Genomic DNA, 24,018 nt, shown 5'->3' with positions numbered 1-24,018 from the left:
AATTTTCAGTCATATATTTTGTATTCTATAGTCATTTGAAAAGAGGGGAGAGACATGCAAGGGGAAATACAAAAGGAAAAAAGTTTAGGTTATATTGGAAAATTATTATTACCAGTTAAAGTATCAACGCACTTTAAGTTTTTATGGATTGGACAATTACTCTCGGCCTTAGGTAGTTCGATAACTATGGTCATACTTCCAGTTGTTGTGTATTCATTAACTGGTTCAACAGTTGTAATGGGGATGACGATGGCAATGTACATGCTACCTAATATTCTTGCTTTACCGTTTGCGGGTTTAATTGTAGACCGAATTGATCGGGTTAGGTTAATGTTATTTACGGATATAATCCGCTGTATATTAATGCTATTACTTGCATCGCTTATATTTATGGATTTATTAACAATTACGATTTTATATATTCTCGTTGCCATATACGGACTTATGGAAGGGATATTCCAACCAGCATATTCTGCTGTAAGGGCGAAAGTATTCGTCCCTGAAATTCGTAATGCAGCTAACGCACTCACTCAAATGAGTAATCAAGGTATACGATTAATTGGGCCAGCACTTGGTGGGTTAATCGTATCGGTTGCATCTGCAGGGATAGGTTTCGGACTAGATGCAGCAACCTACTTAGTATCATTTTTATGTTTATTATTTTTAAAAGAAATTAAGTTTAAAAAAGTAAAACCCATTGAAAAGAGTAAGCTTAATTACAAACAAGAGTTTATGGAAGGTGTTTTCGTTTTAAAAAGTCATCCGTGGCTGTGGATTACAATTTTAGTTTTTTCTTTTATAAATATTTGTTATGCCGGCATTATCGTCGTATTAATTCCATGGTTATTTAATGTTCATCATCATTTTGAAGCTTACGTGTATGGACTTGGCATGGCCTTTTCTGGTGGTGGGGCTGTAATTGCCGCATTAATATTTGGTGGGAAAGAGCTGTGGCATAAGAGAGGATTACTGGCTTATGGAGGTGTTTTGATGAGTGGCATTGCTTTATTAATTATGCCATTCATTTCTTGGGCACCCGCTTTAATATTCTTAATGGCAATTGAAGGATTTGGCATGATGATATTTGGACTCATTTGGGAAACGAGTTTACAGGAGCTTGTACCAGAAGAAGCATTCGGAAGAGTGGCAAGCCTTGATATGTTGGGTTCTTTTGCTTTATTGCCATTAGGATACGTAGTTGTAGGCTGGTTAGCTACTGTCATAGGTGGCGAGATAACTATTATAACACTAGCTAGTTTAGTAATTTTAACAATTGGCATAGCATTGTCTGTACCGAGTATTCGTCGATTTAATTGATTATATGGGAAAAGAGGGCGATATGCATGACTATAGAAAACTTGAAAGATATAGTAACAAGGCAATTAGAGAGTAAATATATTTTGGAAGAAAAGGTCTTTGAAGCGAAAAATTTTACAGTCTATATCGCTACCCAAATAGAAAATAACTTAGCATATAATCAATTAGTATTAATAAAACACCTTTGTAATGAAAAACCGTCCGTACATATTTGGCACAAAAAGATTAGTATGGAAGCAACAAAATTAGAAATCATAAAAGAAGTGACGGAAGCGATACAAGCAGGTTTCAAAAATGAAGAATAAGCCCTAAAGAAATTAGGACTTATTCTTCATTAAATACAAATGTTTGTTTCATTTTCTTACCTTCATTTACCGGATGGCCGTTATAAGAGAAATTCTTTTCTTCCCAAGTGATCACAACTTTAAAATTATGACTATTAAAGTCTAATGGGAATACCATGTAGTCAAAGCTTGTATGACTTTTAGAAATATTTTCATTAGGTGTAGTAGGTTTAAAGGTAGCTTTAGAGGTAGGATTGTTATCAAGTATTTCCACAGATACATTTGATACATCATGACCGATGTTTTTTACGAGTAAACTATACGTATCAAATACACCTTGTTTTGGCTGAATTGCTTGCTTGTTTGAGTTATGAGATTTATCAATTTCGACATACCATTGTTTAGACTTTGACGCAATCGGCAGTGACTGAAATGTGTAAGCATTAGCTTGCATTGGTAGTGCTAAACATATAAGCGTAAAGAGAGTTAATATTTTTCGTTTCATTTTTTAGAGCTCCCATTCTTTAATGGATTTACTTGTTATTATCTTCTTTTTACGAGTGAATATACCATATAATGTAAAATGGGTATTGTGAGTAGTGAATTAATATCTTATTCACTACTCTTATAGCTGGCATCATTACGTATGTAGAAAGAAAGAATAAATTTATTTTTTCTTTCTTTCTATACTTAGATTGCCGCTCTTTTTAAAAGGGCTATTTTTACGTTTTAATAAAAAGAATTTCCTAAGAGTTCCGTATAAATTATTTATTTTAATGTAGTTAAATGTGCTTATATATGTGAAATTAGAGAAGGAAGCTGTGTAGAGATGTTTCTACACAGCTTTTTAGGATATGAAAAAATTCCCAAAAATATGTTAAAATAACATTGTCATACAACAAGGGGGATTTGTTTTATGGAAAATGGACATCTTGCTAAAGTAGACTTAACGAAAAAAATTGAATCAAAATCTAAGTACAACAAGAAACTCGAAAAATATCAAAGGCGCTTATTAGCATTACAGCAAATTTTGAAAGAAGAAAAAATCGCGGTTATGCTTGTTATGGAAGGATGGGATGCGGCTGGTAAAGGTGGGGCAATTAAGCGGGTGACGGAACATCTTGACCCGCGTGGGTTCCAAGTAAATCCAATTGGAGCGCCTGCACCTCATGAAAAACGTTACCATTATTTACAACGTTTCTGGCGCAAAATTCCACAGTACGGGCAAATCACCATTTTTGATCGCTCATGGTACGGTCGTGTGTTAGTTGAGCGTGTTGAAGGATTTGCTACAAAGGAAGAGTGGATGAGAGCATATGATGAGATTAATGATTTTGAAAAACTACTAACAGATGACCATTACATAATAGGGAAGTTCTTCTACCATATAAGTAAAGAGGAACAGTTAAAGAGATTTAAAGATAGAGAGAAAAATCCTTTAAAAAGGTGGAAAATTACAGACGAAGATTGGCGTAATCGTGAAAAATGGGATGAATATGTTGAAGCAATGGAAGACATGTTTGAAAAAACAAGTAAGCCAAATGCGAAGTGGCATATTATTGAAAGTAACGATAAATTGTATGCCCGTGTGAAAACGTTAAAAATCATTATTTCATTCATTGAGGATTATTTCTTAGAACATGGTATAGAATTGCCTTCTTATTATTATGAAATGAAAGAGGATATTGAAGTTTTGCAAGATGTAGGTGTTAAAGAGTAAAAAAGAAAATGGTCCTGTGAATTGGTGAAACCAAATTATGGGATTTTTTTATTTAGAAACATTTTACAATTAACAGAATAAGGTATATAATCAATAATCATATTAACATTGTTAATATGATTATTGATTATATACTATGTGGGGGTTTTACTTTGAAGGGAAGAGATGTTGTTTTAGGTTTATTAATGGAAAAGGAATTGTCTGGTTACGATATTAAAATTGTGTTTGAAGACGTATTTACTCATTTTTTTGATGGAAGTTTTGGAATGATTTATCCAACGTTACGACAATTGGAGAATGAAGGGAAAATAAAAAAAGAGGTTGTCATGCAAGAGGGGAAACCGAATAAGAAAATGTACTTTATTACAGATGAAGGACGTGAAGAGTTTTATCAATACATGCAGACGCCTGTAGAGAAGGATGTTTTACGTTCGGATTTTTTAATGAGAATGTATTTTGGCAACTATAGTGATGATGTGACAATAAAAAAATGGATTAAAGATGAAATTGAAAGAAAAGAAGCGTACATTGCAGATCTTCGATTGAAATATGAAAAGTGGAGAGTAGGTATTACTTTCGTCGAAGAAATTTCACTAGATGTAGGTATTGCATCGTATAGTGCACAAGTGGAGACTTTGAAGAGAAAATTAGAAGAGTTAGAGGCAAAAGAAAACAATAAAACAGAAGAATGAAAAACGCATTCACAATAAATAAAGGGGTATATAAAGATGGAGCAATCAAAGGGTATTAAGATTGTCTTTTTAATGTGTCTAGGTATCTTTCTTTGTATGATTGATACGACAATTATGAATATAGCTTTACCGGCAATACAATCGAGTGTAAATACTTCATTAGAAAAGATGTCTTGGGTATTAAATGTTTATACAATGACGATTGCAGTACTTGCCATTCCGTTAGGGCGGATAGCTGATATTTTTGGAAAAGCAAAGATGTATATTCTTGGTCTGGTGATTTTTGGTGGTGGATCGGTACTTTGCGCTTTTGCTAATACAGGTGATTTTCTTATTTTTTCTCGTTTTATACAAAGTATTGGGGCAGCGATTTTATTTCCAACAAGTATGGTAATTGGTGTATCAGCTATGCCATTAGCTAAGAGGCATGTTGCGCTTGCGATTTTAGGAGTAACACAAGGATTGTCAGCTGCTATGGGACCAGTAATAGGTGGAATTATTACACAAAATTTAGGATGGAGATGGGTGTTCTTCGTTAATGTTCCGGTTTGTATAATAGGAATCGTGTTATGTTGCATCATGCTACAAATAAAAAATGAAGAACGTATTATCTCAAAAATAGATTGGATAGGACTACTATTAAGTAGCACAGCAATTTTTTCATTTACTCTCATATTAGTAAAAGGTAATACATGGGGATGGCAAAGTAATATTGCTTTGTCTTGTTATGCAATTAGCACTATTTCTCTTATTCTATTTGTTTTAGTAGAACGAAAGATTCATAATCCAATGGTGAATTTAAAGTTATTTCAAGATCGAATGTTTGTCGGAGCGTCTATCGTTGTTATATTAAGTAATTTATTTTTAATTGGAGTTACTGTATTGCTTCCAACGTTCTTGACGAAACTACAAGGTCGAACGGAAATTGAAGCGGCTTTTTTAGTGACACCTATTTCAGCAATGATATTTTTTGTCTCACCAGTTGCAGCAACTTTAATTAAAAAACTCGGAAAAGTAACTATTATTTTGTCAGGATTTCTTATTATGGGGCTTTCCTACTATTGGTTGCAAATGATTGATGTTCATTCAACAAATATAGAAATTATTATTCCATGTATGATATTAGGTGTTGGATATGGTTTAGTAGTGGGGCCAATTACAGTTTTAAGTGCGTCTTCGTTTGAAGGAGAATTGTTAACTGCTTCTCAAAGTGTTGTATCAATGTTACGACAAGTCGGAATTGTATTGGCGGTCGCAATATTTGTCTCGAACTTAACTCACAATTTAACTGTAAATAAAGAAAAAGTATATCGTTATGCAGAAGAAAAGGTGCGTAATATTCATGTGAATAGTACTGAGCAAACTGAAATTTTACAAATGACTAAAGAAAAAATAGAGAATCAAAGTTTAGAGTCGAATATAAATAAGAAACAAAATGCAATGACAATGGGATTAAGTAAAGAGAAAAAGGAAGAATTGATTCGCGACAAGACGGATGAAATATTAAGAGAAGTTCCAGTAGAATATAGAGATGTAAAAAGAGAAGAAGTTATGAGGCAAGTGACAAAAGAAGTTGAAAAACAAGAGGAAAGTATAAAGAAAGAGGTACTCACATTTTCGAATGATGTGAATCATTATGCCAAGAATCAGATGGCTATGAGTTTTACAGATTTATATAAAGCAAGTGTGCCAATTATTTTAATTTGTGCTTTCGTAAGTTTGTTGTTTTGGGAAGGGAAAGCTTTGAGTAAAAAGAGAAGGGGAAGATTAGTAGAAGAAGCGTAAAGAAAAACAGGCTGCTATTAGCCTGTTTTTTTTCATTGTTTTCTCCTTGCATATTGTGAATAGTAGTATTTTTAATATAGCATGGGATAAGTCGAGTATGATTAGAAAGTTTTTTAGAATGAAAGGGATGAATGGAAAATGCCATTGAATATGTAACGTTATACATAGTACATTAACAAGAGGGATTAATTTTAAAAGGAGGATGGGGAATTGCTAGATAAGGCAGGGGCTTTAATAGATAATCATGTGTACACAGGAGAAGAGCAACAAAAACTATACAAACGAACGTTAATAATCGTCAGCATTTCACAAATGTTTGGCGGTGCAGGACTAGCTGCTGGTATTACAGTGGGAGCACTTCTTGCGCAGCAAATGCTTGGAACAGATGCATTTGCAGGATTACCAACTGCTATGTTTACATTAGGATCGGCATTAGCAGCTTTCATAGTAGGGAAGCTTTCGCAACGATATGGACGCCGGATAGGTCTTGCAACAGGGTTTATAGTAGGTGGATTTGGAGCAATTGGTGTTGTAATGGCAGCTTTAACAAATAGTATTATTCTTTTACTTATTTCTTTACTTATATATGGTGCCGGTACAGCCACGAATCTACAAGCTCGTTATGCAGGTACAGATTTAGCAGATAAGAAGCAGAGAGCAACGGCTGTTAGTATTACGATGGTAATGACGACTTTCGGTGCAGTTGCAGGACCAAATTTAGTAGGGGTAATGGGAAGTTTTGCTCATTCAATTGGAGTTCCTAAGCTTGCAGGTCCGTTCATACTATCGGCAGCAGCATTTATACTGGCGGGTCTAGTTCTTTTTGTTATGCTTCGTCCAGATCCTTTGATTATTGCTAACATAATAGAAAGATATAAACAGGAACATACATATAAAGGACAACCAATAACAGAAGAAGCGAAAGAAAATAAACGAGGTATTACAGTGGGAGCAATCGTAATGATACTTACGCAAATAGTGATGGTTGCGATTATGACGATGACGCCAGTTCATATGGGACACCACGGTCACGGTTTAAGTGCAGTAGGACTTGTGATAGGTTTTCATGTAGGTGCAATGTATCTTCCATCTCTCGTTACAGGAATGTTAATTGATAAAATTGGCCGAACTACAATGAGCATAGCTGGTGGAGTGATTTTACTTGCAGCGGGTGTCATAGCTGCGATAGCGCCAAGTGATTCTTTATTATTATTAATCGTTGCTCTGTCTTTACTTGGGCTAGGATGGAACCTCGGATTGATAAGTGGTACAGCACAAATCGTTGATTCCACAACACCGTCTACACGTGCTAAAACACAAGGGAAAATAGATGTTTTTATTGCGCTAGCTGGAGCTTCTGGTGGAGCAATGTCAGGTATGGTAGTAGCGAATTCAAGTTATGCGGCATTGTCATTGGCTGGAGGCGTGTTAGCGTTATTACTTATTCCTGTTGTGATATGGTCTCGAAAAGGGGCAAGAAATTAAATGAAAAAGAGGTTCTAGTTACTGACTAGAACCTCTTTTTATACACTTAAATTAAATTCCACTCTACAATAAGTCCTAAATGCGTAAGTCCGCCACCAAATCCGTATAGTAAAAGTGTGTCTCCGTTATTTAACCTTCCTTCTTTTATAGCTAAATTTAAAGCGAGTGGAATGGTGACTGAAGAGGTATTCCCCATATATTCCACGCTCGTTAATGTTTTTTGTATTGGAATTTGAGATTTTTCGCAAATAGATTCAATCATTCGTAAGTTAGCGCTGTGGGGTATGAACCAGTCTATATCATCTACTTGCATATTTGCGGTATGTATTAAATCTTTTATGCCTTTTGGCACTGTGCGTGTTGCCCATTTATATACTTCTCTTCCATTTTGAACGATTTTTTCATTTGTTTGCAGTGATGTGCCATTCATAGTAGTAGATAAGTTTGTTCTATATAGATGAATGCCGCCATCACCGTTTGTTCCCATGTGAGCAGCGATAAAGCTTGGGGTGTCTTCATCTCTTTCTAATAAAATAGCTCCAGCACCATCACCGAATAAAATACAGGTCGTTCTATCGCTATAATCAGTAACTTTAGATAATGTCTCTGTCGCTACGACAAGTATTTTTTCATGTGATCCAGAAGTGATTAAGCTATTACCGACGTGTAGTCCATATGTAAAACCAGCACAAGTTGCATTTAAATCAAAAGCTAGTGTATGAGGTATGTTGAAGTATTGTTGTATTTGGCAAGCAACACTAGGGAAAACGTAATCAGCAGTAGTAGTAGCGACAATGATACAGTCGACATCTTCTAAGTTTTTCTTATATGTTGTACATAAATTTTTAATTGCTTTAATGGCTAAGTTTGAGGAGTATTCTTCGTCACTAGCGATTCTTCTTTCCTTTATTCCTGTTCTTTGTACAATCCATTCATCATTCGTATGGACCATCTTTTCTAAATCGTTATTAGACAATATTTGATCTGGAACATAAGTACCAATTGCAGTAATACGAGATTTAGAATGCATAGGAACATCTCCTAACTTTTATTTTTATAACCTGATACTAATATTAGGTTATAAAAATGTCGATAAAGATTTTTGTTGTATTAAAACGATAATACTTAACTTACTATGAAGGAATTTGGCGAGTGCTGTAAAAATAATATACGAGAAGTTTCTAAAATTGATAATGAAGGGAGTTGAGCTCCTTGAAAAGGATTTTACACATGTTTCCTGTCGTCATCATTTGTAGCTTTATTCTTATTATTTTTCCTGAGAAATCTTATGCTTGTGATTGTATTAAAGTATCAACAGAAGCTGCATTTCAAAAAAACGATGTAGTGTTTGAGGGAAAAGTAATTGAGGTTGGAAGGAAAGAAGAGGTTGGAACTGAAGTGTTATTTGAAGTGAAGAAAATTTGGAAAGGGACAACTTCTTCGCAAATTATCGTATATACAAAGGGTGGTGATTGTATGTTTCGCTTTGTAGAAGGAGGAGGGTACTTAGTATTTTCTACTCAAAGAGGATCAGAAAAACAATTACACACAAATAGTTGTAGTGGAACGAAGAGATTGGATGAGGCAGGGGCGGACAAAGCGGCTTTAAGTCAAATTGCAAAAGAGTCTGTTCCGACGAAGAAAGTGGATTTAAAAGGTGAGATGGTGAGCGGTTTAAATTGGCGGCAAGTTGTTATTATTTCCATTGGTTTGTTATTGATGATTGGTTTGTTATTGATGATTGTTTTTTTATTTTTGTTGTGAGAAAAACTCGCAAAAAATGACGATTAAAGTAAAAATATAAAGATTTTCTTTCGTGTGATATAGGTTGTTAAACCTTGTGAAAGCGAATTACTTATGCTACACTTTATGTAACTTAAAATGAACGGAGGGGCTTCCTTTGATCTTAATCAGATTACGTCTCAATACTTTGTGCCAATAATTGAATAGCGCTCAAAGGCTCTGTCTGTGTACAGAGTGAACGGGATTGGTCTGCCTATTTTAAAGGAACCCTTTATTAAGCTTATATGTGAAAAAGAGGGAGGGACGAATACGCCCTCTTTTTGTTTTGCCTTTATAAATAGAATGGGATTGTATAGGTGAACGCTTATTGTGGATACGTATACGATCTTGGGACTTTTTGACTATAAAATAGGATGAAAGCATAGCTTTCTTCTATTTCTTTGGTGAACCCTTATCCGTTTACGAAAACACAGGCAGCGACCTGTGTTTTTTATTTTACGTAATCGAAATGGAGGAATAAATATATGGAAGAAGTATTACAAAGAGCAGTTTTAGTTGGAGTAAATGTAGGTAATGAAGATGATTTTGCGTATTCGATGGAAGAGTTAACAAATCTTGCGGAAGCCTGTGATGTAGAGGTAATTGGGCAAGTAACGCAAAATTTACAACGAGTAAATCCGTCGCATTATATCGGAAAAGGAAAGATTGAAGAAGTAGCAGCGTATGTACGCGAAATAGATGCGAATATGGTCATCTTTAATGATGAATTATCTCCTTCACAAATTCGAAATTTAGAAGAGGATTTAGATTGTAAGGTAATTGATCGTACCATTTTAATTTTAGATATTTTTGCGCAACGTGCGAAAACGAAAGAAGCACAGCTACAAGTAGAAGTAGCACATCTTCAGTACATGATGCCTCGTTTAATCGGTCTTCGTGAATCGTTAGGAAGACAGAGCGGCGGCGTTGGTACGAAAAATAAAGGTGTTGGTGAGAAAAAGTTAGAGTTAGATCGTCGTAAAATTGAAGAACAAATTTCAGTTTTAAATAAAGATTTAGAAGCGCTCGTTGCCCAGCGTCAAACACAGCGAAAGCAACGTAAGAAAAATGAAATACCTGTTGTAGCATTAGTAGGTTATACGAATGCAGGAAAGTCAACGACGATGAATGCAATGCTTGAAATTTATAATGGTACAGAAGAAAAGCAAGTATTTGAAAAAGATATGTTATTTGCGACGTTAGAAACATCTGTACGAAATATTGATTTGCCAGATAATAAATCATTTTTATTAACAGATACAGTTGGATTTGTAAGTAAATTACCACATCATCTTGTGAAGGCGTTCCGTTCAACGTTAGAAGAAGTAGCGGAAGCAGATTTACTTATTCACGTCGTAGATTACGCAAATCCAAATTATGAACAATTAATTGATATTACAAATGAAACGTTAAAGAAAATTGGAGTAGAAAATATTCCAACGATCTATGCTTATAACAAATCAGATATGGTGGATGTTGAAATTCCGAAAGTACAAGAAGACCGCGTGTATTTATCTGCGAAGAAACATGTTGGAATGGAAGAGCTTGTAGAAATGATTCGTTCCCATATTTATAAAGAATATACGAAATGTGAAATGTTAATTCCGTATGATCAAGGACAGGTAGTTTCGTATTTCAATAATCATGCGCACGTTTTATCAACGAGTTATGAAAATGAAGGTACGAAACTAGAAGTGGAATGTAAGACGAGCGATTACGAGAAGTATAAGCGTTTTGCAATTTAATGTAAGAGGCAACCCAGTTTGTGATTGGGTTGCCTTTTTCTATAATGTTTTACTGCTGAAAGTTACAAGGATGCAAGTCAATCATGGGAGTTAAGTTATATTTCTGGAAAAAGAAATGAAAGCAGTATAGAATAGAAATGTTTCAAAAGTCAGAATTTATTACACCTACTGTAATAAATATATTTTTTGTACAGAAAGGAGCGATTCACATATGCAGGCAGTTTCGCAAAAAAACACAGTAGAAACACCGACAATATATCGAATATTATTTGCGATTAGCTTTGGACATTTTTTAAATGATTCGATGCAAGCAGTTGTGCCGGCGTTGTTTCCTATTTTGGAAAAAACGATGAATTTATCCTATATGCAAGTAGGGTGGATTGCGTTTGCGTTAAATATGACGTCATCGATTATGCAACCGGTGTTTGGTATGTATTCAGATAAGAAGCCGTCACCATTTTTATTACCACTCGGCATGTTTTCAAGTATGCTTGGAATGATTGGACTCGCGTTTGCACCAAACTTTATTATTGTTATTATTTCTGTTTTATTTATTGGTTTAGGTTCCGCAGTCTTTCATCCAGAAGGCGCTCGTGTTGCGTATATGGCGGCAGGTGCAAAACGAGGGTTAGCGCAAGCGATTTATCAAGTTGGGGGAAACACGGGGAATTCTTTAGCTCCTATTTTTACAGCGCTAATTTTCGTTCCACTCGGTCAAATTGGTTCATTGGGTTTTACAGCATTTGCAGCAGTAGGAATTGCATTATTAATTTTCGTATCGAATTGGTACAAAAATGAATTAGCAACCGGTGCTGTAAGAAGGAAGAAGAGGGCTGCACTTGAGGCGGAAAATGCAATTGTAAGTACACACATTAAATTCGTTATTATACTTCTTGTTTTTCTTACTTTTGTACGCTCTTGGTACGGTGCTGGTATCGGGAATTTCTATCAATTTTACTTAATAGAGCATTACGGTTTATCTATAAAAAATGCCCAGTATTTCGTATTCGCATTTATGATTGCTGGTGTGTTAGGCACTTTCTTCGGAGGACCGTTAGCAGATCGATTTGGTAAGAAAAATATCATCGTATTTTCAATGTTAGGTTCAGCGCCACTTGCACTGTTATTACCACATGTCTCACTTGTGTGGGTCGTACCGTTATTTTTATGTATCGGTTTTATTAGTTCAAGTAGTTTTAGTGTAATTGTTGTATATGCACAAGAGCTTGTGCCTGGAAAAGTGGGAATGGTGTCAGGATTAATCGTAGGTCTTGCATTTGGACTTGGAGCATTAGGTGCTGTAGTTCTTGGGAAATTAGCAGATGTATATAGCCTGCAATTTATTATGCTATTATGTAGTTGTCTACCATTAATTGGACTCACTTCATGGTTACTGCCAAGTGATAAGAAAACGATAGAATAGGGGATGCGCTATGAAATTGTGTGAAAACGTTACGGAATTAATAGGAGATACACCTGTCGTCCGATTATCTAAATTTATTCCGGAAGACGCAGCAGATGTGTATGTGAAACTAGAAATGTTTAATCCATCGCGCAGTGTGAAAGACCGTGCTGCTTATAATTTACTTCACGTTGCAGAAGAGAATGGTCTCATCAAACCAGGAGATACAATTATTGAACCGACAAGCGGGAATACAGGGATTGGTTTAGCGATGAATGCAGCAGCTAAAGGGTATAAAGCGATTTTAATTATGCCAGATAATATGTCAAAAGAGCGTATTAATTTATTGAAAGCATACGGAGCAGAATTAGTTTTAACACCAGCAGAACAAAGAATGCCAGGAGCAATTGCGAAGGCGTTAGAACTGCAAAAACAAATACCGAATAGTTTTATCCCGCAACAATTTGAAAATCCAGCTAATCCGAATATTCACCGTTATACGACTGCACTTGAAATTTACGAACAAATGGATGGAGAGCTTGATGCTTTTGTTGCAACGGCAGGAACAGGCGGAACGATTACAGGGACTGGTGAAACGTTAAAAGAGAAATTGCCAAACTTATATATTGCAGTAGTGGAACCGAAAGGATCTCCCGTTTTATCCGGTGGTGTACCAGGTCCTCATAAACTAGTAGGAACAAGCCCAGGATTTATTCCGAAAAACTTAAATACAGAAGTGTATAACGAAATTATTCAAATTGCAGATGAAGAGGCTTTAACGACAATGAGAAACTTAGCTAGACAAGAAGGATTATTAGTTGGGCCATCTTCTGGAGCATCTGTTTACGCTGCAATCATGATAGCGAAACGCCTAGGCGTTGGTAAAAAAGTTTTATGTATTGCGCCTGATACAGGTGAACGTTATTTGAGCATGGGGTTATTTGAATAAAAAGGATAGAAACACCTTAATAGTGAATAGCTGCTATTAAGGTGTTTGTTTTATGGAATGAAGAGGGGGAGAAGAACAATGAAACTATTAAAACCAATCCATGAATATAGTGAGCATATTACGGCGTATAGACAAGCGTTTTTACACTCAGGGGAACAACCACATGGAAGTAGTTCTTTACAAAACTTTGATTCTCTTGATGAATGGTTTGAAAAAGTGAGTAAACAAGAACTAGGAGAAAATTTACTAGCTAATCGAGTGCCATCTAGTCAGTTTTTAAGTTTTGAAAAAGGAGAACTTATAGGTTTTGTGAATATTAGACATAGATTAACTCCAGAATTATTACGGGAAAGCGGTCATATTGGATATAGTGTCCATCCAAATAAACGTCGCCACGGTTACGCTACGAAACAACTAAAGCTTGCATTAGCTGAAGCGCAAAAATTAGGATTGCAGAAAGTATTAATAACTTGCGATAAATCCAATATCGGTTCTGCTAAAACGATTCAAAAGGTTGGAGGTGTATTAGAAAATGAAGTAGTTTCTTCTCGTACTGGTGAAGTTATTCAGCGCTATTGGATAGAAATATGATTAAGTAGGAATTTGAAAAGGTAATGCAAGCTATAATATCGAAATAGATAAATGAAATATAGGGGATTACTGCAATTTTAGGGGGAAATGAAATGGGATTAAAAGAGAAAGCGATAGAGATGTCAGAGATTTATAGGAAAAATCCGAAAGTAGAAGCTATTATTTTAGCGGGTTCAGTAGCTAGAAAGCTTGAAGATGAACATTCAGATATAGAATTACATATTTTATGGTCAACACCGCCGGAAGATGAGGATCGTAGGGCCCCTATTTATCATATTGATGGGAAAATATTATCGTATCATCCGTATGAGGAAGAAGAATGGTCGGAAACGTATTTAACGAAAGAGGGAATTAAATTAGAGATTAGTAACTTTTTAACAGAGACAGTAGAGAAAGTGATTTCGGATGTGGTGGATCAATATGATATAAGTTATGAAAAACAATGTATTGTATCATCCATTCATGATGGTGTTAGTTTGTATGGAGAAGGGAAAGTGAATGAATTAAAAGAAAAAGTAGCGGCATATCCAGATGAACTAGCAAAACGGATGATTTCAGAAAATCTATGGTTAAGTAATCGTTGGCACAATCGAAAGGCGCTTTTAAAACGGAAAGATTGGCTTATGCTTTATGACGTTATTTGCGAAGTACAAAGGAACATATTCGGTGTTTTATTTGGTTTGAATAAAATGTACGTACATCATCCAGCGTTTAAATGGATGCCTAATAATGTGGAACGAATGACTATTAAACCTGAAAAATTATATGAACGTATGGCGGACACATTAATAGGGAATCCAGAAAAAAGTGTGCAGGAGTTAGAGTTGCTAATAGAAGAAGTGTTGCAACAAGTTCATACATACGCGCCAGGAGTAAATGTGGATGAGCAAGAAAAATCTATTTTTTATTTTGTGAAATAGAAAATAGTAATAAGGGGGAAGTTATGGGGTTTTTTAATAGGTTTTTTAAAAAAGTTGAAAAAGTAAATGAGCAAGAAGCTACTCTTCATGAATTAAGTGAAGAATTGTATGTTGAATCACCGGTAGAGGAAGCGACTAGTTACTGGGTATCAATGGCACAAAATATAATTGTTAATGCTGTAAAAGCGGCTGACAATGATGTGGAACGTGCCTTCGTGTTATTGAATTTGAAGAAAGGTGAGGCTTCATTTGATATTTTTTATCAAATAAATGGGCAATTGTATTTCTGGGATCAGCTAGAAAATGAGACGATAAGAAATAGAATTCAGAACGAGTTGTTACCGCAAGCTCCAGAAGTTTCAAATGCAGTAAATGAGCAATTTCGTGGAGCTGATCACCCTATAATTTCGTTCGCACAATTGCAGTTTGAATGGGAAACGAAAGCCTGGTTCTCACATATAATTTGGGAAGATAGCCTTGCTGCTCAATTGCCCAAAACTCAAATTCTAAATGAATGGTTTCGTGTAATTAAAGAAGAAACGAAAAATAGACCACTGGATAGTGATGCGAAATTTTCTTGGTATCCATCAAACTCTTAAAAAATGAATACAGAGAGACAGGTTATGTTTCTAGATGATTTGTATTATTGAATAAGTATCAATAATACGTAATTCTTTTTCTATTGCCTGTTAGAATTCGTTATGTACTAAGCTACTTGTTTTCTAAACTAAAACTTATATTTCGAATTTTTAAATAGATTGTAATACATAAAAATTCGAAATATAAGTTGACACTATTTTTAATGTGTGATAAAAATGATAGTAATCAATTCGGAAAATAATATTTGGGCAATGAAAGGGTATAGTAGTGAATATCTCCCTATTTCAGAGAGCTGATGGTTGGTGTGAATCAGTATATAGATTATTCATGAAGTTCGTCCTGGAGCATCTTTCATAAATCTCATATTTTGAGGAAATGAAAGACGGTAGTTTATACCGTTATCAAATAAAGTGGTGAAGATTTTTTCACAACTAGGGTGGTACCGCGATATTTATCGTCCCTACGTATTTACGTAGGGACGTTTTTTATTTAGGTCCTAACTTTGGTGTGGCTTCATAACTAGGGTGGTACCGCGATATTTTATCGTCCCTACGTTTTTGCGTAGGGGCGTTTTTATTTAGGTGGTTTCTTAGTGTTCTTCACAACTAGGGTGGTACCGCGATAATTTTGTCGTCCCTACGTATTTACGTAGGGGCGTTTTTTTATTATTAGGGAGGAAGTGAACGTATTAGAAAAGAGTATTGATAGAACAATATAAATACCGAATTGTAACAAAGAAAAAGAGATAGAGAGGAGATTAACAAATGAATTCACAGCAATGGACATCGAAATTAGGTTTCGTATTAGCTGCAGCAGGTTCGGCAATTGGTCTTGGGGCGATTTGGAAATTCCCATATATGGCCGGCATTGGAGGAGGCGGAGCGTTCTTCCTAATTTTCATCGGTTTCACATTATTAATTGGTTTACCGCTATTATTAGCTGAATTTGTTATTGGAAGAAGTACACAAAAAGAGGCTGTCGATGCATATAGAGAGATTGCTCCTAAAACGTTATGGCCTTGGTTAGGTAAATTAGGAATTGTAACATGTTTCATATTACTTTCTTTCTACAGTGTTGTAGGAGGCTGGATTTTATTATATTTATGGAATGCAATTACAGGTAGACTATGGGAAGGAAATGGAGCATACGAAGCTACGTTTGGTGAAATCATTTCCAATCCATATTTAGCAGTTGGATCACAGCTATTATTCATCCTTATTACTATTTTCATCGTAAGTAAAGGTGTACAAAATGGTGTTGAAAAAGTAAATAAATATTTCATGCCAGCATTATTCGTTTTATTCTTTGTATTAATCGTTCGTGCACTTACATTAGATGGTGCTGGAGAAGGCGTTCGTTTCTTCTTACAACCTGACTTCTCACATGTAACATCAGAAGTTATATTATACGCAATGGGGCAATCGTTCTTCTCATTATCTGTCGGGGTAGCCGTTATGGTAACGTATAGCTCATACTTACCGAAAGAAGAAAGCTTACCACGTTCAGCATTTTCTATCGTAGCCTTAACTCTTGTTATTACATTACTTGCAGGACTTGCAATTTTCCCAGTTGTGTTCGCATTTGGAATGGAACCATCTCAAGGGCCGGGACTATTATTTATCGTGTTGCCAGCTATTTTCAGTAAAATGGCGTTCGGAAAATTATTCTTCATTGTTTTCTTATTACTATTCTTCTTCGCTACGATTACATCAGCAATTTCGATGTTAGAAATTAGTGTTGCATCGTTAACATCAAAAGGTAAAGGGAAACGTGAAAAAATGGCCTTAATCGTAGGGTTATTAATCTTCGTTGTTGGGGTACCATCAGCGTTATCATTCGGTATATTAAGTGATCTGAAGATTTTCGGGAAGACAGTCTTTGATTTAGCGGACTATGCAGTAAGTAACGTATTAATGCCACTTGGTGTATTATTAGTTTCTATCTTTGTTCCTTTAAAAATGAAGAAAGATGTATTAATGAAAGAGCTAGGTGTAAGTAAAAATAAAGGTTATAAACTATTCGTATTATGGTTATTCTTACTTCGTTATATCGCACCAATTGCGATTATTATCGTATTCTTAAATGTACTTGGCATTATATAAAAAGAAAGGTAGCGTATCATACAAAGATACGCTACCTTTTTATTTTGCTCTTTTTTGCAATTCATTTACTGTTACGAACTGATAGCCCTTCTTAGATAAAGAATCTAAAATACCTTCAATCGTTTGTAAATTTTCATTAGACTCATCATACATAGAGTGCAGTAAAATGATAGAACCTGGTTTTACATTTTTATTAACGTATTTAATTTTATCAGCCGCAGATTTATAAAAAGTATCGGGCTCAAGATCCCATGTGATTGTTTCGATATTGTTTTTATTTAAATAATATGGCAGCCCTATTAACTTCTTACCGTTAGGGGGCCTAAAATCAATTTCGCCTGTAAATCCTGTTTGGCGGATTAATGAATTCGTTTTTTCTATTTCACCTTTAATAAAAGAAGGTGTTTTGAAAACCATTCTATTATGAGAATATGTATGGTTTCCAAGTTGGTGCCCAGATTGCGCGATAGCTTCTCCTAACGATAGATTTTTCTCTAATTCATTTCCAATTAAAAAGAAAGTAGCTTTAGCGTTGTATTTATCTAGTAGCGGTAATATTTGTTTTACATTGTTAGTAGGGCCATCATCAAAAGTTAAAGCGATCACTTTTTCATTTGTTTCTACACGTTGTGTTAAATCTCCAAATAATTGAAAGCTTCTTGCGTTCATCAATTTGTATGTTCCGAATAATGCCGTGACAATAAAGAATAGTGTAACGATTGTAATGATAATTTTTTTCTTCATAATGTAACCTCACAATGATTTTTGATTCAATTAAAAAGTATTATATCAAACTAAGTAATTTCGTGCTTTAAGAAGGGTGTGGATGCAAGGAGAAGGAATTTATCATATAATAAAATACAAAAGGTATATTAGGAGGTGTTTATATGGCGATTATAATTCAATTGCCAGACACTGCAACGTCTCATGCAAAGCCAAGTATGGAAATGGCGATACTTTGCGTGAGGTAGACAAGTAATATACAATCGCCTATATGCGCTCGTATCATTTTTTATATTTGGCTTTGCACCTTATTGAAATGAACCATAAAAAATAAGGGGCGAGCAGAAATGAAATACGTAAAAGCTAATGCTGTTTTACCGGAGAGTTTAATTACTGAAATTCAAAAGTATATACAAGGTGAAACAATTTACATTCCGAAACAAGAAACGAAACATTATAAATGGGGTACACGATCTGGCGGAAGAAAACAACTAGATGAAAGAAATAAAGCAATTAAAGAAGCTTTTAAAAGTGGGATTGCTATTCATCAACTTGCAGAAGAATATTTTCTTTCTGGGGAAACGATTAAAAAGATTGTGTATTCTAAATAAGAGGAAAAGAGTCTGGTTCATATATTACTTTGAATCAGACTCTTTTTGTTTTATATGTATTGGATATATGAGGTGTGAACGGGCATGATAATAGAAAAAATGTGCCGTTTTTTTATTAAATGGTATACAGAGCATTTGAAAAGTAGAAAGGTGAACATATATGAATCATATTGGACAAATAACGATAGAGCTTTTAGTTGGTTTTTTTGTTCTATTAATTGCTACAAAAATATTAGGGAAAACACAAATATCTCAGCTAACGCCATTTGATTTTATTTCTGCAATCGTCCTAGGTGAGCTCGTTGGAAATTCAATATATGATCCTAAAATTAAAGTATGGTCTATTTTATATTCAGTATTTGTTTGGGTAATTTTAATTTATACTATAGAAGTGATAACACAAAAAGTAAGAGGAACAAGAAGGTTTTTTGAAGGATATCCTTCAATTATTATTCGTAATGGAAAGATTGATCGTGAACAATTAAGCGTAAATCATTTGGATATAAACCAATTACAACAAATGCTTAGGCAACAAAAAGATATATTTTCAATCCGAGAAGTTGAATATATGATATTGGAACCGAACGGAAACATAAGCGTTCTGAAAAAAAGTAAATACGAATCTCCTACTATAAATGATTTAAGTTTAAAACATAAGCCTGTATACTTACCAATTTCATTAATTAGTGATGGAAAAGTAGTTAAGGATAATTTGAGGGAAGCGGGATTTGATGAAGGATGGCTTTATAAACAAATAAAGCAAAAAGGAATTACTAAATTTGAAGACGTATTATATGCGGAATGGAAAACAGATGATGGCTTCTTTTGTCAGGAAATGCAGCGGTAGAGAATAAGTGATATATGTAATGTTTGTTTCTAAGTTATCTTTTACATATCAAAAAACGTAATCATTGTATACAATAAAACTAGATCAACAATTTGTATGGAGTGATAAAGATGGAAGCGTTTATTAGAAGTGATCAATATAATTTTATAAAATCACAAGCTTATATTTTAGCAAACGGGCATGCAACGGCAAATGATAGAGGTGTAATTCAAGCGTTAAAATCGCTTGCGATTGAAAAGATAATACATGTATTTGAGAATTTAACGGATGAACAGAAAGAGTTAATTGATACGGTATTAACAGTTCAAAATAGAGAAGATGCAGAATCATTTTTAATGAAAATAAATCCGTATGTAATTCCGTTTCAAGAAGTTACAGCACAAACATTAAAAAAATTATTTCCTAAAGCGAAAAAGTTAAAACTTCCTGATATGGAAGAAATGGATATGAAAGAAATATCTTATTTAAGCTGGATTGATAAGGGGTCAAGCAGGAAATTTATTATAGCGAAAAATGATAAAAATAAATTTGTTGGTCTGCAAGGAACGTTCCAAAGTTTAAATAAAAAAAGCATTTGTTCGTTATGTCATGGACATGAAGAAGTAGGAATGTTTTTAGTTGAAATTAAAGGCGATGTACCAGGAACTTTCGTTAAAAAGGGAAACTACATTTGCAAAGATGGTGTAGCTTGCAATCAGAATATGAAGTCACTTGATAAATTACATGATTTTATTGAGCGATTGAAGAAATAAAATGGAAGACCTCTAGTGCTTGAACTGGAGGTCTTTTATTTTAAAAATGGTAATAGATTTCCTTTTTGGAAGATATAATTTATAAATAAAACATAAGAGAGGTGAAGTATTGTTTAAAAATTTTTTGATTTTGTTACCGGATGTTTTACTTGTATGTATCGTTCTCTATATAACGTACACAAATTCTTTTAGTTTTGGACAGATGCTAGTAATTTCCATTGCAATCGGAATTATTGGTGGTCTTGCTATTAGAATTTGTAAGGATGTATTCACGTATATAAGATGGACAATTAAACAAAGAAAAAATTGAATATGTTTAATAGTTATTAGGAGAGAATGAAATGACTAAGAAAAAGAATAGAGTGAAAAACGAGATAATACTTTGGTCACTAACAGCAATTGTTCTGTTAATTGTATGGTACTTTTATCAAAAATAAAAACGCAACGTACTAAAAAAGCACGATGCGTTTTTATTATTTTTTTTGCCAATTTTCTTTTATAAAGTCTTCACGACCAGATTCCTTTTGCTCAGTAGCATATTTCTCTGGATTCTTTTTATAGAAATGTTGGTGGTATTCCTCTGCTTCGTAAAAAGGTGCAGCAGGACGAATTTCAGTCACGATTGGATCTTTAAACATACCGCTTTCTGCAAGAGCTTGTTTTGATTTTTCAGCAAGCCCTTTTTGTGTTTCGTTATGATAAAAAATAGCGGTACGATAAGATGGACCACGGTCAAAAAATTGTCCGCCATCATCAGTTGGATCGATTTGTGGCCAATATAAGTCTAGTAATTTCTGATAAGGAAAAATAGAAGGATCGAATGTAATTTGAACAACTTCTAAATGTCCAGATGTTCCAGCTTTTACTTGTTCATATGTTGGGTTTTCTACATGACCTCCTGCATAGCCAGAAAGTACTTTATGAATACCAGGAAGTTCATCAAATGGTTTTACCATGCACCAAAAGCAACCGCCTGCGAAGGTTGCGAGTTCGTATGTTTTTTCGGACATTGCTGTAATCCTCCTAAATGTATATGTTTTATATAGTATTATATAAATTGTTTTATTGCGCAATAAAAAAGATTTGAAAATATATGTTTTTTACAAACAAGATCCTCCGCTCACATCAATTAATTGTCCAGTAACCCAGCGGCTGTCTGGAGAAGCAAGAAATGCAGCAGTATCGGCAATGTCCTCTACTTCACCTAAGCGATTGAAAGCGGAAATAGTAGTAGCGTACTGCTTCATCATTGGGTCGCTCAAGAGTTCTGCATTCATATCTGTTTTAATAAATCCTGGAAGTATTGCATTCACCGTTATTCCTCGTGCTCCAAGCTGTTTTGCTAGCGTAAAAGTCATTGTATTAATAGCGCCTTTCGTCATACTATATGCAACAAAATCAGGTAAAGAAATGCGGGTGGCAGCGGATGAAATATTAATAATTCGGCTATTGTCACGTAAACGTGGCAGTGCTTGTTGAATGATAAAGAATGGAGCTTTTGCATTTACTGAAAACATTCTATCAAAAAACTGTTCAGTCGTTTCTTCAATAAAAGCACCAGGACCAATGCCAGCATTGTTTATTAAAATATCAAATTGTGTTTCACCAGTGCGCTTTTGTAAATCAGTATCTAAAGCGTTATAAAGGTTTTCTACACCGTGTAAGGATTCTAGATTTGCGCCGATAGAAAAAGCTTGGCCACCATCTGATCGAATTTCATGAACAGTTTCTTCAGCGTCATCTTTTCGACTACCGTAATGAACAGCAACCAATGCACCGTCATTTGCTAAACGTTTAGCAATCGCTCGTCCAATTCCTCGGCTTGCTCCTGTAACTAACGCTACTTTCCCTTTTAACATAGTTTCCTCATCTCCTCATAAACTTTATAAGTTTTTCTTTATGTAGTAATGCAAACATACTTAAGTAATATATGAGTGTATGTAAGTAATGCATTCCAATTTTGATTTGAGAAAAAATAAATAGAATGAATTTTGATTTTTTTGAAAAAACATATTGACAACGAAAAGAACAACGTCCTATAATACGTGTAACAAATAAAAGTTAATTAAGAATTTTCTAACTTTATATGTTGTATATGCAAAGAAGAGGAAATTAGATGATTATGATCGTTTCAGAGAGCTACTCCAAGGCTGTGAGGGTAGTAACAATCGAATCATTGAAGATCACCTCGGAGCATCGCTTGCGAAAGGGAAACTGAGTAGAGGGCGGCGGCATCGTCTCCGGTAAAAGGACGGAGGTCTGATTGGACCTACAAAGCTTATATTTCGTGAGAAGTATAAGGAAGCTGAGTGGTAACGCGAAACTCTCGCCTCAGCAATCAAAGCTACTAAATTGTAGTAGTTGATTGCTGAGGCGAGAGTTTTTATTTTTAAAAATAGAAGAAGAGAATGCGTAGAAGAGGAGAGTAAATGATAAAGATTGTTTCAGAGAGCTGCCCCGAGGCTGTGAGGGTGGTAACAATTCAATCATTGAAAATCACCTTGGAGCACTACTTTTGAAAACTAGTAAAAAGTAGCGGGGTTGTTCCCGATAGAAAAACAAAAGTCTAATTGGACTTGCAGAGCTTATATTTCGTGAGAAGTATAAGGAAGCTGAGTGGTACCACGATTCCCTCGTCTCAGCAATGGATTGCTACAAGTATGTAAGTAATCGATTGTTGAGACGAGTATATTTTTAAGGGTTATATACTGAATATTCTGTTAAAAATACTCATCTCAGCAATCGATGTAGAAATAGATTGCAAAAAATAGAGAAAAAAAAGAGGAGCGATGTGAGATGGGAAACCAGTACATTTACATGAATGGGGAATTTGTAGAAAAAGAAAAGGCAGTTGTTTCAGTGTATGATCATGGTTTTTTATACGGAGACGGTGTATTTGAAGGGATTCGTAGTTACGGAGGAAATGTATTTTGTTTAAAAGAACATGTGAAACGATTATATGAATCAGCGAAATCTATTTTACTAACAATTCCAATGACGGTAGAAGAAATGGAAGAAGCAGTTTTACATACACTCCAAAAAAATGAATACGCTGATGCTTACATTCGCTTAATTGTCTCAAGAGGAAAAGGTGACTTAGGGCTCGATCCGAGAAGTTGTGTGAAGCCGAGCGTAATTATCATTGCAGAACAATTAAAGTTATTCCCACAAGAATTTTATGATAATGGGCTAAGCGTTGTATCTGTTGCATCAAGACGTAATACGCCAGACGCGTTAGATCCACGTATTAAGTCAATGAATTATTTAAATAACGTACTTGTAAAAATTGAAGCAGCACAAGCAGGAGTGTTAGAGGCTCTTATGTTAAATCAACAAGGATATGTTTGTGAAGGTTCTGGCGATAATGTTTTCGTTGTGAAAGATGGAAAAGTATTAACCCCGCCATCCTATTTAGGAGCATTAGAAGGTATTACGAGAAATAGTGTTATCGAGCTATGTGAACGACTGAATATTCCGTGTGAGGAAAGACCATTCACTCGCCATGATGTATATGTAGCGGATGAAGTATTTTTAACAGGAACAGCAGCAGAGGTAATTCCAGTTGTAAAAGTAGATTCGAGAGAAATTGGAGATGGGAAACCAGGAAGTGTAACGAAACAATTGACCGAAGAATTTAAAAAATTAACGAGAGAAAGAGGAGTACGTGTTCCCGGGCTGACGGAAAGCTTAGCGTAAATAAGGAGAGGAGTT

The 24,018-nt window shown here is 34.8% G+C and carries 23 protein-coding genes, 1 pseudogene and 2 other annotated features; of the genes and pseudogenes, 19 read left to right on the top strand and 5 right to left on the bottom strand.

The annotated features are described in order from the left end of the window. Window positions 1-54: 54 nt before the first annotated feature. Window positions 55-1,317 carry an MFS transporter gene (locus M1D66_RS18075; RefSeq protein WP_016122270.1) on the top strand — a complete coding sequence of 421 codons (1,263 nt, stop codon included), beginning with the start codon at window positions 55-57 and terminating at the stop codon, window positions 1,315-1,317. Window positions 1,318-1,343: 26 nt separating this feature from the next. Beyond that, on the top strand, window positions 1,344-1,622 hold the full coding sequence (locus M1D66_RS18070) for a hypothetical protein (protein ID WP_063547025.1): 279 nt from the start codon (window positions 1,344-1,346) through the stop codon (window positions 1,620-1,622). A 19-nt stretch (window positions 1,623-1,641) separates the two neighbouring features. Here M1D66_RS18070 and M1D66_RS18065 read toward each other — a convergent pair whose 3' ends face one another. Beyond that, on the bottom strand, window positions 1,642-2,106 hold the full coding sequence (locus tag M1D66_RS18065; RefSeq protein WP_049107139.1) for a hypothetical protein: 465 nt from the start codon (window positions 2,104-2,106) through the stop codon (window positions 1,642-1,644). Between the two features lie 411 nt (window positions 2,107-2,517). Here M1D66_RS18065 and M1D66_RS18060 point away from each other — a divergent pair, with 411 nt between their 5' ends. The 4 genes from M1D66_RS18060 to M1D66_RS18045 all read left to right on the top strand — a co-directional run bounded on the left by M1D66_RS18060 (window position 2,518) and on the right by M1D66_RS18045 (window position 7,283). Then, window positions 2,518-3,321, top strand: a complete 804-nt coding sequence (locus M1D66_RS18060; protein WP_000427319.1) for a polyphosphate kinase 2 family protein — start codon at window positions 2,518-2,520, stop codon at window positions 3,319-3,321. Window positions 3,322-3,473: 152 nt separating this feature from the next. Beyond that, window positions 3,474-4,013, top strand: coding sequence for a PadR family transcriptional regulator (locus M1D66_RS18055; RefSeq protein WP_006916931.1), 540 nt, complete (start codon window positions 3,474-3,476; stop codon window positions 4,011-4,013). A gap of 36 nt (window positions 4,014-4,049) precedes the next feature. Further along, the gene (locus tag M1D66_RS18050) at window positions 4,050-5,798 is read left to right on the top strand and encodes an MDR family MFS transporter (RefSeq protein ID WP_063264146.1); all 1,749 of its coding nucleotides are present in this window, start codon (window positions 4,050-4,052) and stop codon (window positions 5,796-5,798) included. A gap of 210 nt (window positions 5,799-6,008) precedes the next feature. Then, window positions 6,009-7,283: an MFS transporter gene (locus M1D66_RS18045; protein ID WP_149215405.1), complete on the top strand. Its 1,275-nt coding sequence runs from the start codon at window positions 6,009-6,011 to the stop codon at window positions 7,281-7,283. 46 nt (window positions 7,284-7,329) lie between these two features. On the opposite strand, the gene M1D66_RS18040 is transcribed toward M1D66_RS18045, so the two are convergent. After that, on the bottom strand, window positions 7,330-8,313 hold the full coding sequence (locus M1D66_RS18040; RefSeq protein ID WP_242554672.1) for a ketoacyl-ACP synthase III: 984 nt from the start codon (window positions 8,311-8,313) through the stop codon (window positions 7,330-7,332). A gap of 200 nt (window positions 8,314-8,513) precedes the next feature. On the opposite strand from M1D66_RS18040, the pseudogene M1D66_RS18035 reads away from it, so the two are divergent. The 8 genes and pseudogenes from M1D66_RS18035 to M1D66_RS18000 all read left to right on the top strand — a co-directional run bounded on the left by M1D66_RS18035 (window position 8,514) and on the right by M1D66_RS18000 (window position 17,374). Further along, window positions 8,514-9,067 (top strand): annotated as a pseudogene (locus tag M1D66_RS18035) (cobalamin biosynthesis protein CbiN). A 483-nt stretch (window positions 9,068-9,550) separates the two neighbouring features. Then, complete coding sequence (gene hflX, locus M1D66_RS18030) at window positions 9,551-10,810, top strand: GTPase HflX (protein WP_000393291.1); 1,260 nt, start codon at window positions 9,551-9,553, stop codon at window positions 10,808-10,810. Between the two features lie 211 nt (window positions 10,811-11,021). Then, entirely contained in the window at window positions 11,022-12,233 is a 1,212-nt protein-coding gene (locus M1D66_RS18025; protein WP_001149413.1) for an MFS transporter, read from the top strand. A gap of 10 nt (window positions 12,234-12,243) precedes the next feature. Next, window positions 12,244-13,161, top strand: coding sequence for a cysteine synthase A (gene cysK / locus M1D66_RS18020; protein WP_086385848.1), 918 nt, complete (start codon window positions 12,244-12,246; stop codon window positions 13,159-13,161). A gap of 78 nt (window positions 13,162-13,239) precedes the next feature. Next, window positions 13,240-13,752 carry a GNAT family N-acetyltransferase gene (locus M1D66_RS18015; protein ID WP_242554671.1) on the top strand — a complete coding sequence of 171 codons (513 nt, stop codon included), beginning with the start codon at window positions 13,240-13,242 and terminating at the stop codon, window positions 13,750-13,752. Between the two features lie 92 nt (window positions 13,753-13,844). Further along, window positions 13,845-14,672 carry a DUF4037 domain-containing protein gene (locus tag M1D66_RS18010; RefSeq protein WP_065223431.1) on the top strand — a complete coding sequence of 276 codons (828 nt, stop codon included), beginning with the start codon at window positions 13,845-13,847 and terminating at the stop codon, window positions 14,670-14,672. A gap of 23 nt (window positions 14,673-14,695) precedes the next feature. Next, a complete protein-coding gene (locus tag M1D66_RS18005; protein WP_000505545.1) occupies window positions 14,696-15,271 on the top strand; it encodes a hypothetical protein in 576 nt (191 codons plus the stop codon). Window positions 15,272-15,514: 243 nt separating this feature from the next. Then, window positions 15,515-15,737, top strand: a binding site (T-box leader). 299 nt (window positions 15,738-16,036) lie between these two features. After that, on the top strand, window positions 16,037-17,374 hold the full coding sequence (locus tag M1D66_RS18000) for a sodium-dependent transporter (RefSeq protein ID WP_001088187.1): 1,338 nt from the start codon (window positions 16,037-16,039) through the stop codon (window positions 17,372-17,374). Between the two features lie 39 nt (window positions 17,375-17,413). Here the strand turns inward: M1D66_RS18000 and M1D66_RS17995 are convergent, their stop codons facing one another. Then, window positions 17,414-18,118, bottom strand: a complete 705-nt coding sequence (locus tag M1D66_RS17995; protein WP_139849642.1) for a polysaccharide deacetylase family protein — start codon at window positions 18,116-18,118, stop codon at window positions 17,414-17,416. Between the two features lie 326 nt (window positions 18,119-18,444). On the opposite strand from M1D66_RS17995, the gene M1D66_RS17990 reads away from it, so the two are divergent. The 4 genes from M1D66_RS17990 (at window position 18,445) to M1D66_RS17975 (ending at window position 20,617) form a co-directional block, all read left to right on the top strand. Continuing rightward, window positions 18,445-18,708, top strand: a complete 264-nt coding sequence (locus M1D66_RS17990; RefSeq protein WP_000878325.1) for a CD3324 family protein — start codon at window positions 18,445-18,447, stop codon at window positions 18,706-18,708. 160 nt (window positions 18,709-18,868) lie between these two features. Then, on the top strand, window positions 18,869-19,555 hold the full coding sequence (locus tag M1D66_RS17985) for a DUF421 domain-containing protein (RefSeq protein ID WP_001015543.1): 687 nt from the start codon (window positions 18,869-18,871) through the stop codon (window positions 19,553-19,555). 110 nt (window positions 19,556-19,665) lie between these two features. Beyond that, window positions 19,666-20,307 (top strand): FusB/FusC family EF-G-binding protein, encoded by a 642-nt coding sequence (locus tag M1D66_RS17980; protein WP_000387072.1) that lies wholly within the window; start codon window positions 19,666-19,668, stop codon window positions 20,305-20,307. A gap of 109 nt (window positions 20,308-20,416) precedes the next feature. Beyond that, on the top strand, window positions 20,417-20,617 hold the full coding sequence (locus M1D66_RS17975) for a hypothetical protein (protein WP_144596481.1): 201 nt from the start codon (window positions 20,417-20,419) through the stop codon (window positions 20,615-20,617). Between the two features lie 163 nt (window positions 20,618-20,780). Here the strand turns inward: M1D66_RS17975 and msrA are convergent, their stop codons facing one another. Both msrA and M1D66_RS17965 read right to left on the bottom strand, forming a co-directional pair. After that, entirely contained in the window at window positions 20,781-21,317 is a 537-nt protein-coding gene (gene msrA, locus M1D66_RS17970) for a peptide-methionine (S)-S-oxide reductase MsrA (RefSeq protein ID WP_001291883.1), read from the bottom strand. A gap of 90 nt (window positions 21,318-21,407) precedes the next feature. Continuing rightward, window positions 21,408-22,166, bottom strand: coding sequence for an SDR family oxidoreductase (locus M1D66_RS17965; RefSeq protein ID WP_242554670.1), 759 nt, complete (start codon window positions 22,164-22,166; stop codon window positions 21,408-21,410). A 545-nt stretch (window positions 22,167-22,711) separates the two neighbouring features. Next, window positions 22,712-22,951: a binding site (T-box leader), on the top strand. 152 nt (window positions 22,952-23,103) lie between these two features. Here M1D66_RS17965 and ilvE point away from each other — a divergent pair. Continuing rightward, the gene (gene ilvE / locus M1D66_RS17960) at window positions 23,104-24,003 is read left to right on the top strand and encodes a branched-chain-amino-acid transaminase (RefSeq protein ID WP_000528155.1); all 900 of its coding nucleotides are present in this window, start codon (window positions 23,104-23,106) and stop codon (window positions 24,001-24,003) included. Window positions 24,004-24,018 lie beyond the last annotated feature (15 nt).

The sequence above is a fragment of the Bacillus sp. PK6-16 genome, assembly GCF_056530295.1.
This window is presented reverse-complemented; position numbering and strand designations above follow the sequence as displayed.

Bases quoted from the DNA above. Each gene is read 5' to 3' on its own strand.
- M1D66_RS18075 (WP_016122270.1), top strand. From the start codon at position 55: ATGCAAGGGGAAATACAAAAGGAAAAAAGTTTAGGTTATATTGGAAAA.
- M1D66_RS18070 (WP_063547025.1), top strand. From the start codon at position 1,344: ATGACTATAGAAAACTTGAAAGATATAGTAACAAGGCAATTAGAGAGT.
- M1D66_RS18065 (WP_049107139.1), bottom strand. From the start codon at position 2,106: ATGAAACGAAAAATATTAACTCTCTTTACGCTTATATGTTTAGCACTA.
- M1D66_RS18060 (WP_000427319.1), top strand. From the start codon at position 2,518: ATGGAAAATGGACATCTTGCTAAAGTAGACTTAACGAAAAAAATTGAA.
- M1D66_RS18050 (WP_063264146.1), top strand. From the start codon at position 4,050: ATGGAGCAATCAAAGGGTATTAAGATTGTCTTTTTAATGTGTCTAGGT.
- M1D66_RS18040 (WP_242554672.1), bottom strand. From the start codon at position 8,313: ATGCATTCTAAATCTCGTATTACTGCAATTGGTACTTATGTTCCAGAT.
- hflX (WP_000393291.1), top strand. From the start codon at position 9,551: ATGGAAGAAGTATTACAAAGAGCAGTTTTAGTTGGAGTAAATGTAGGT.
- M1D66_RS18025 (WP_001149413.1), top strand. From the start codon at position 11,022: ATGCAGGCAGTTTCGCAAAAAAACACAGTAGAAACACCGACAATATAT.
- cysK (WP_086385848.1), top strand. From the start codon at position 12,244: ATGAAATTGTGTGAAAACGTTACGGAATTAATAGGAGATACACCTGTC.
- M1D66_RS18015 (WP_242554671.1), top strand. From the start codon at position 13,240: ATGAAACTATTAAAACCAATCCATGAATATAGTGAGCATATTACGGCG.
- M1D66_RS18010 (WP_065223431.1), top strand. From the start codon at position 13,845: ATGGGATTAAAAGAGAAAGCGATAGAGATGTCAGAGATTTATAGGAAA.
- M1D66_RS18005 (WP_000505545.1), top strand. From the start codon at position 14,696: ATGGGGTTTTTTAATAGGTTTTTTAAAAAAGTTGAAAAAGTAAATGAG.
- M1D66_RS18000 (WP_001088187.1), top strand. From the start codon at position 16,037: ATGAATTCACAGCAATGGACATCGAAATTAGGTTTCGTATTAGCTGCA.
- M1D66_RS17995 (WP_139849642.1), bottom strand. From the start codon at position 18,118: ATGAAGAAAAAAATTATCATTACAATCGTTACACTATTCTTTATTGTC.
- M1D66_RS17990 (WP_000878325.1), top strand. From the start codon at position 18,445: ATGAAATACGTAAAAGCTAATGCTGTTTTACCGGAGAGTTTAATTACT.
- M1D66_RS17985 (WP_001015543.1), top strand. From the start codon at position 18,869: ATGAATCATATTGGACAAATAACGATAGAGCTTTTAGTTGGTTTTTTT.
- M1D66_RS17980 (WP_000387072.1), top strand. From the start codon at position 19,666: ATGGAAGCGTTTATTAGAAGTGATCAATATAATTTTATAAAATCACAA.
- msrA (WP_001291883.1), bottom strand. From the start codon at position 21,317: ATGTCCGAAAAAACATACGAACTCGCAACCTTCGCAGGCGGTTGCTTT.
- M1D66_RS17965 (WP_242554670.1), bottom strand. From the start codon at position 22,166: ATGTTAAAAGGGAAAGTAGCGTTAGTTACAGGAGCAAGCCGAGGAATT.
- ilvE (WP_000528155.1), top strand. From the start codon at position 23,104: ATGGGAAACCAGTACATTTACATGAATGGGGAATTTGTAGAAAAAGAA.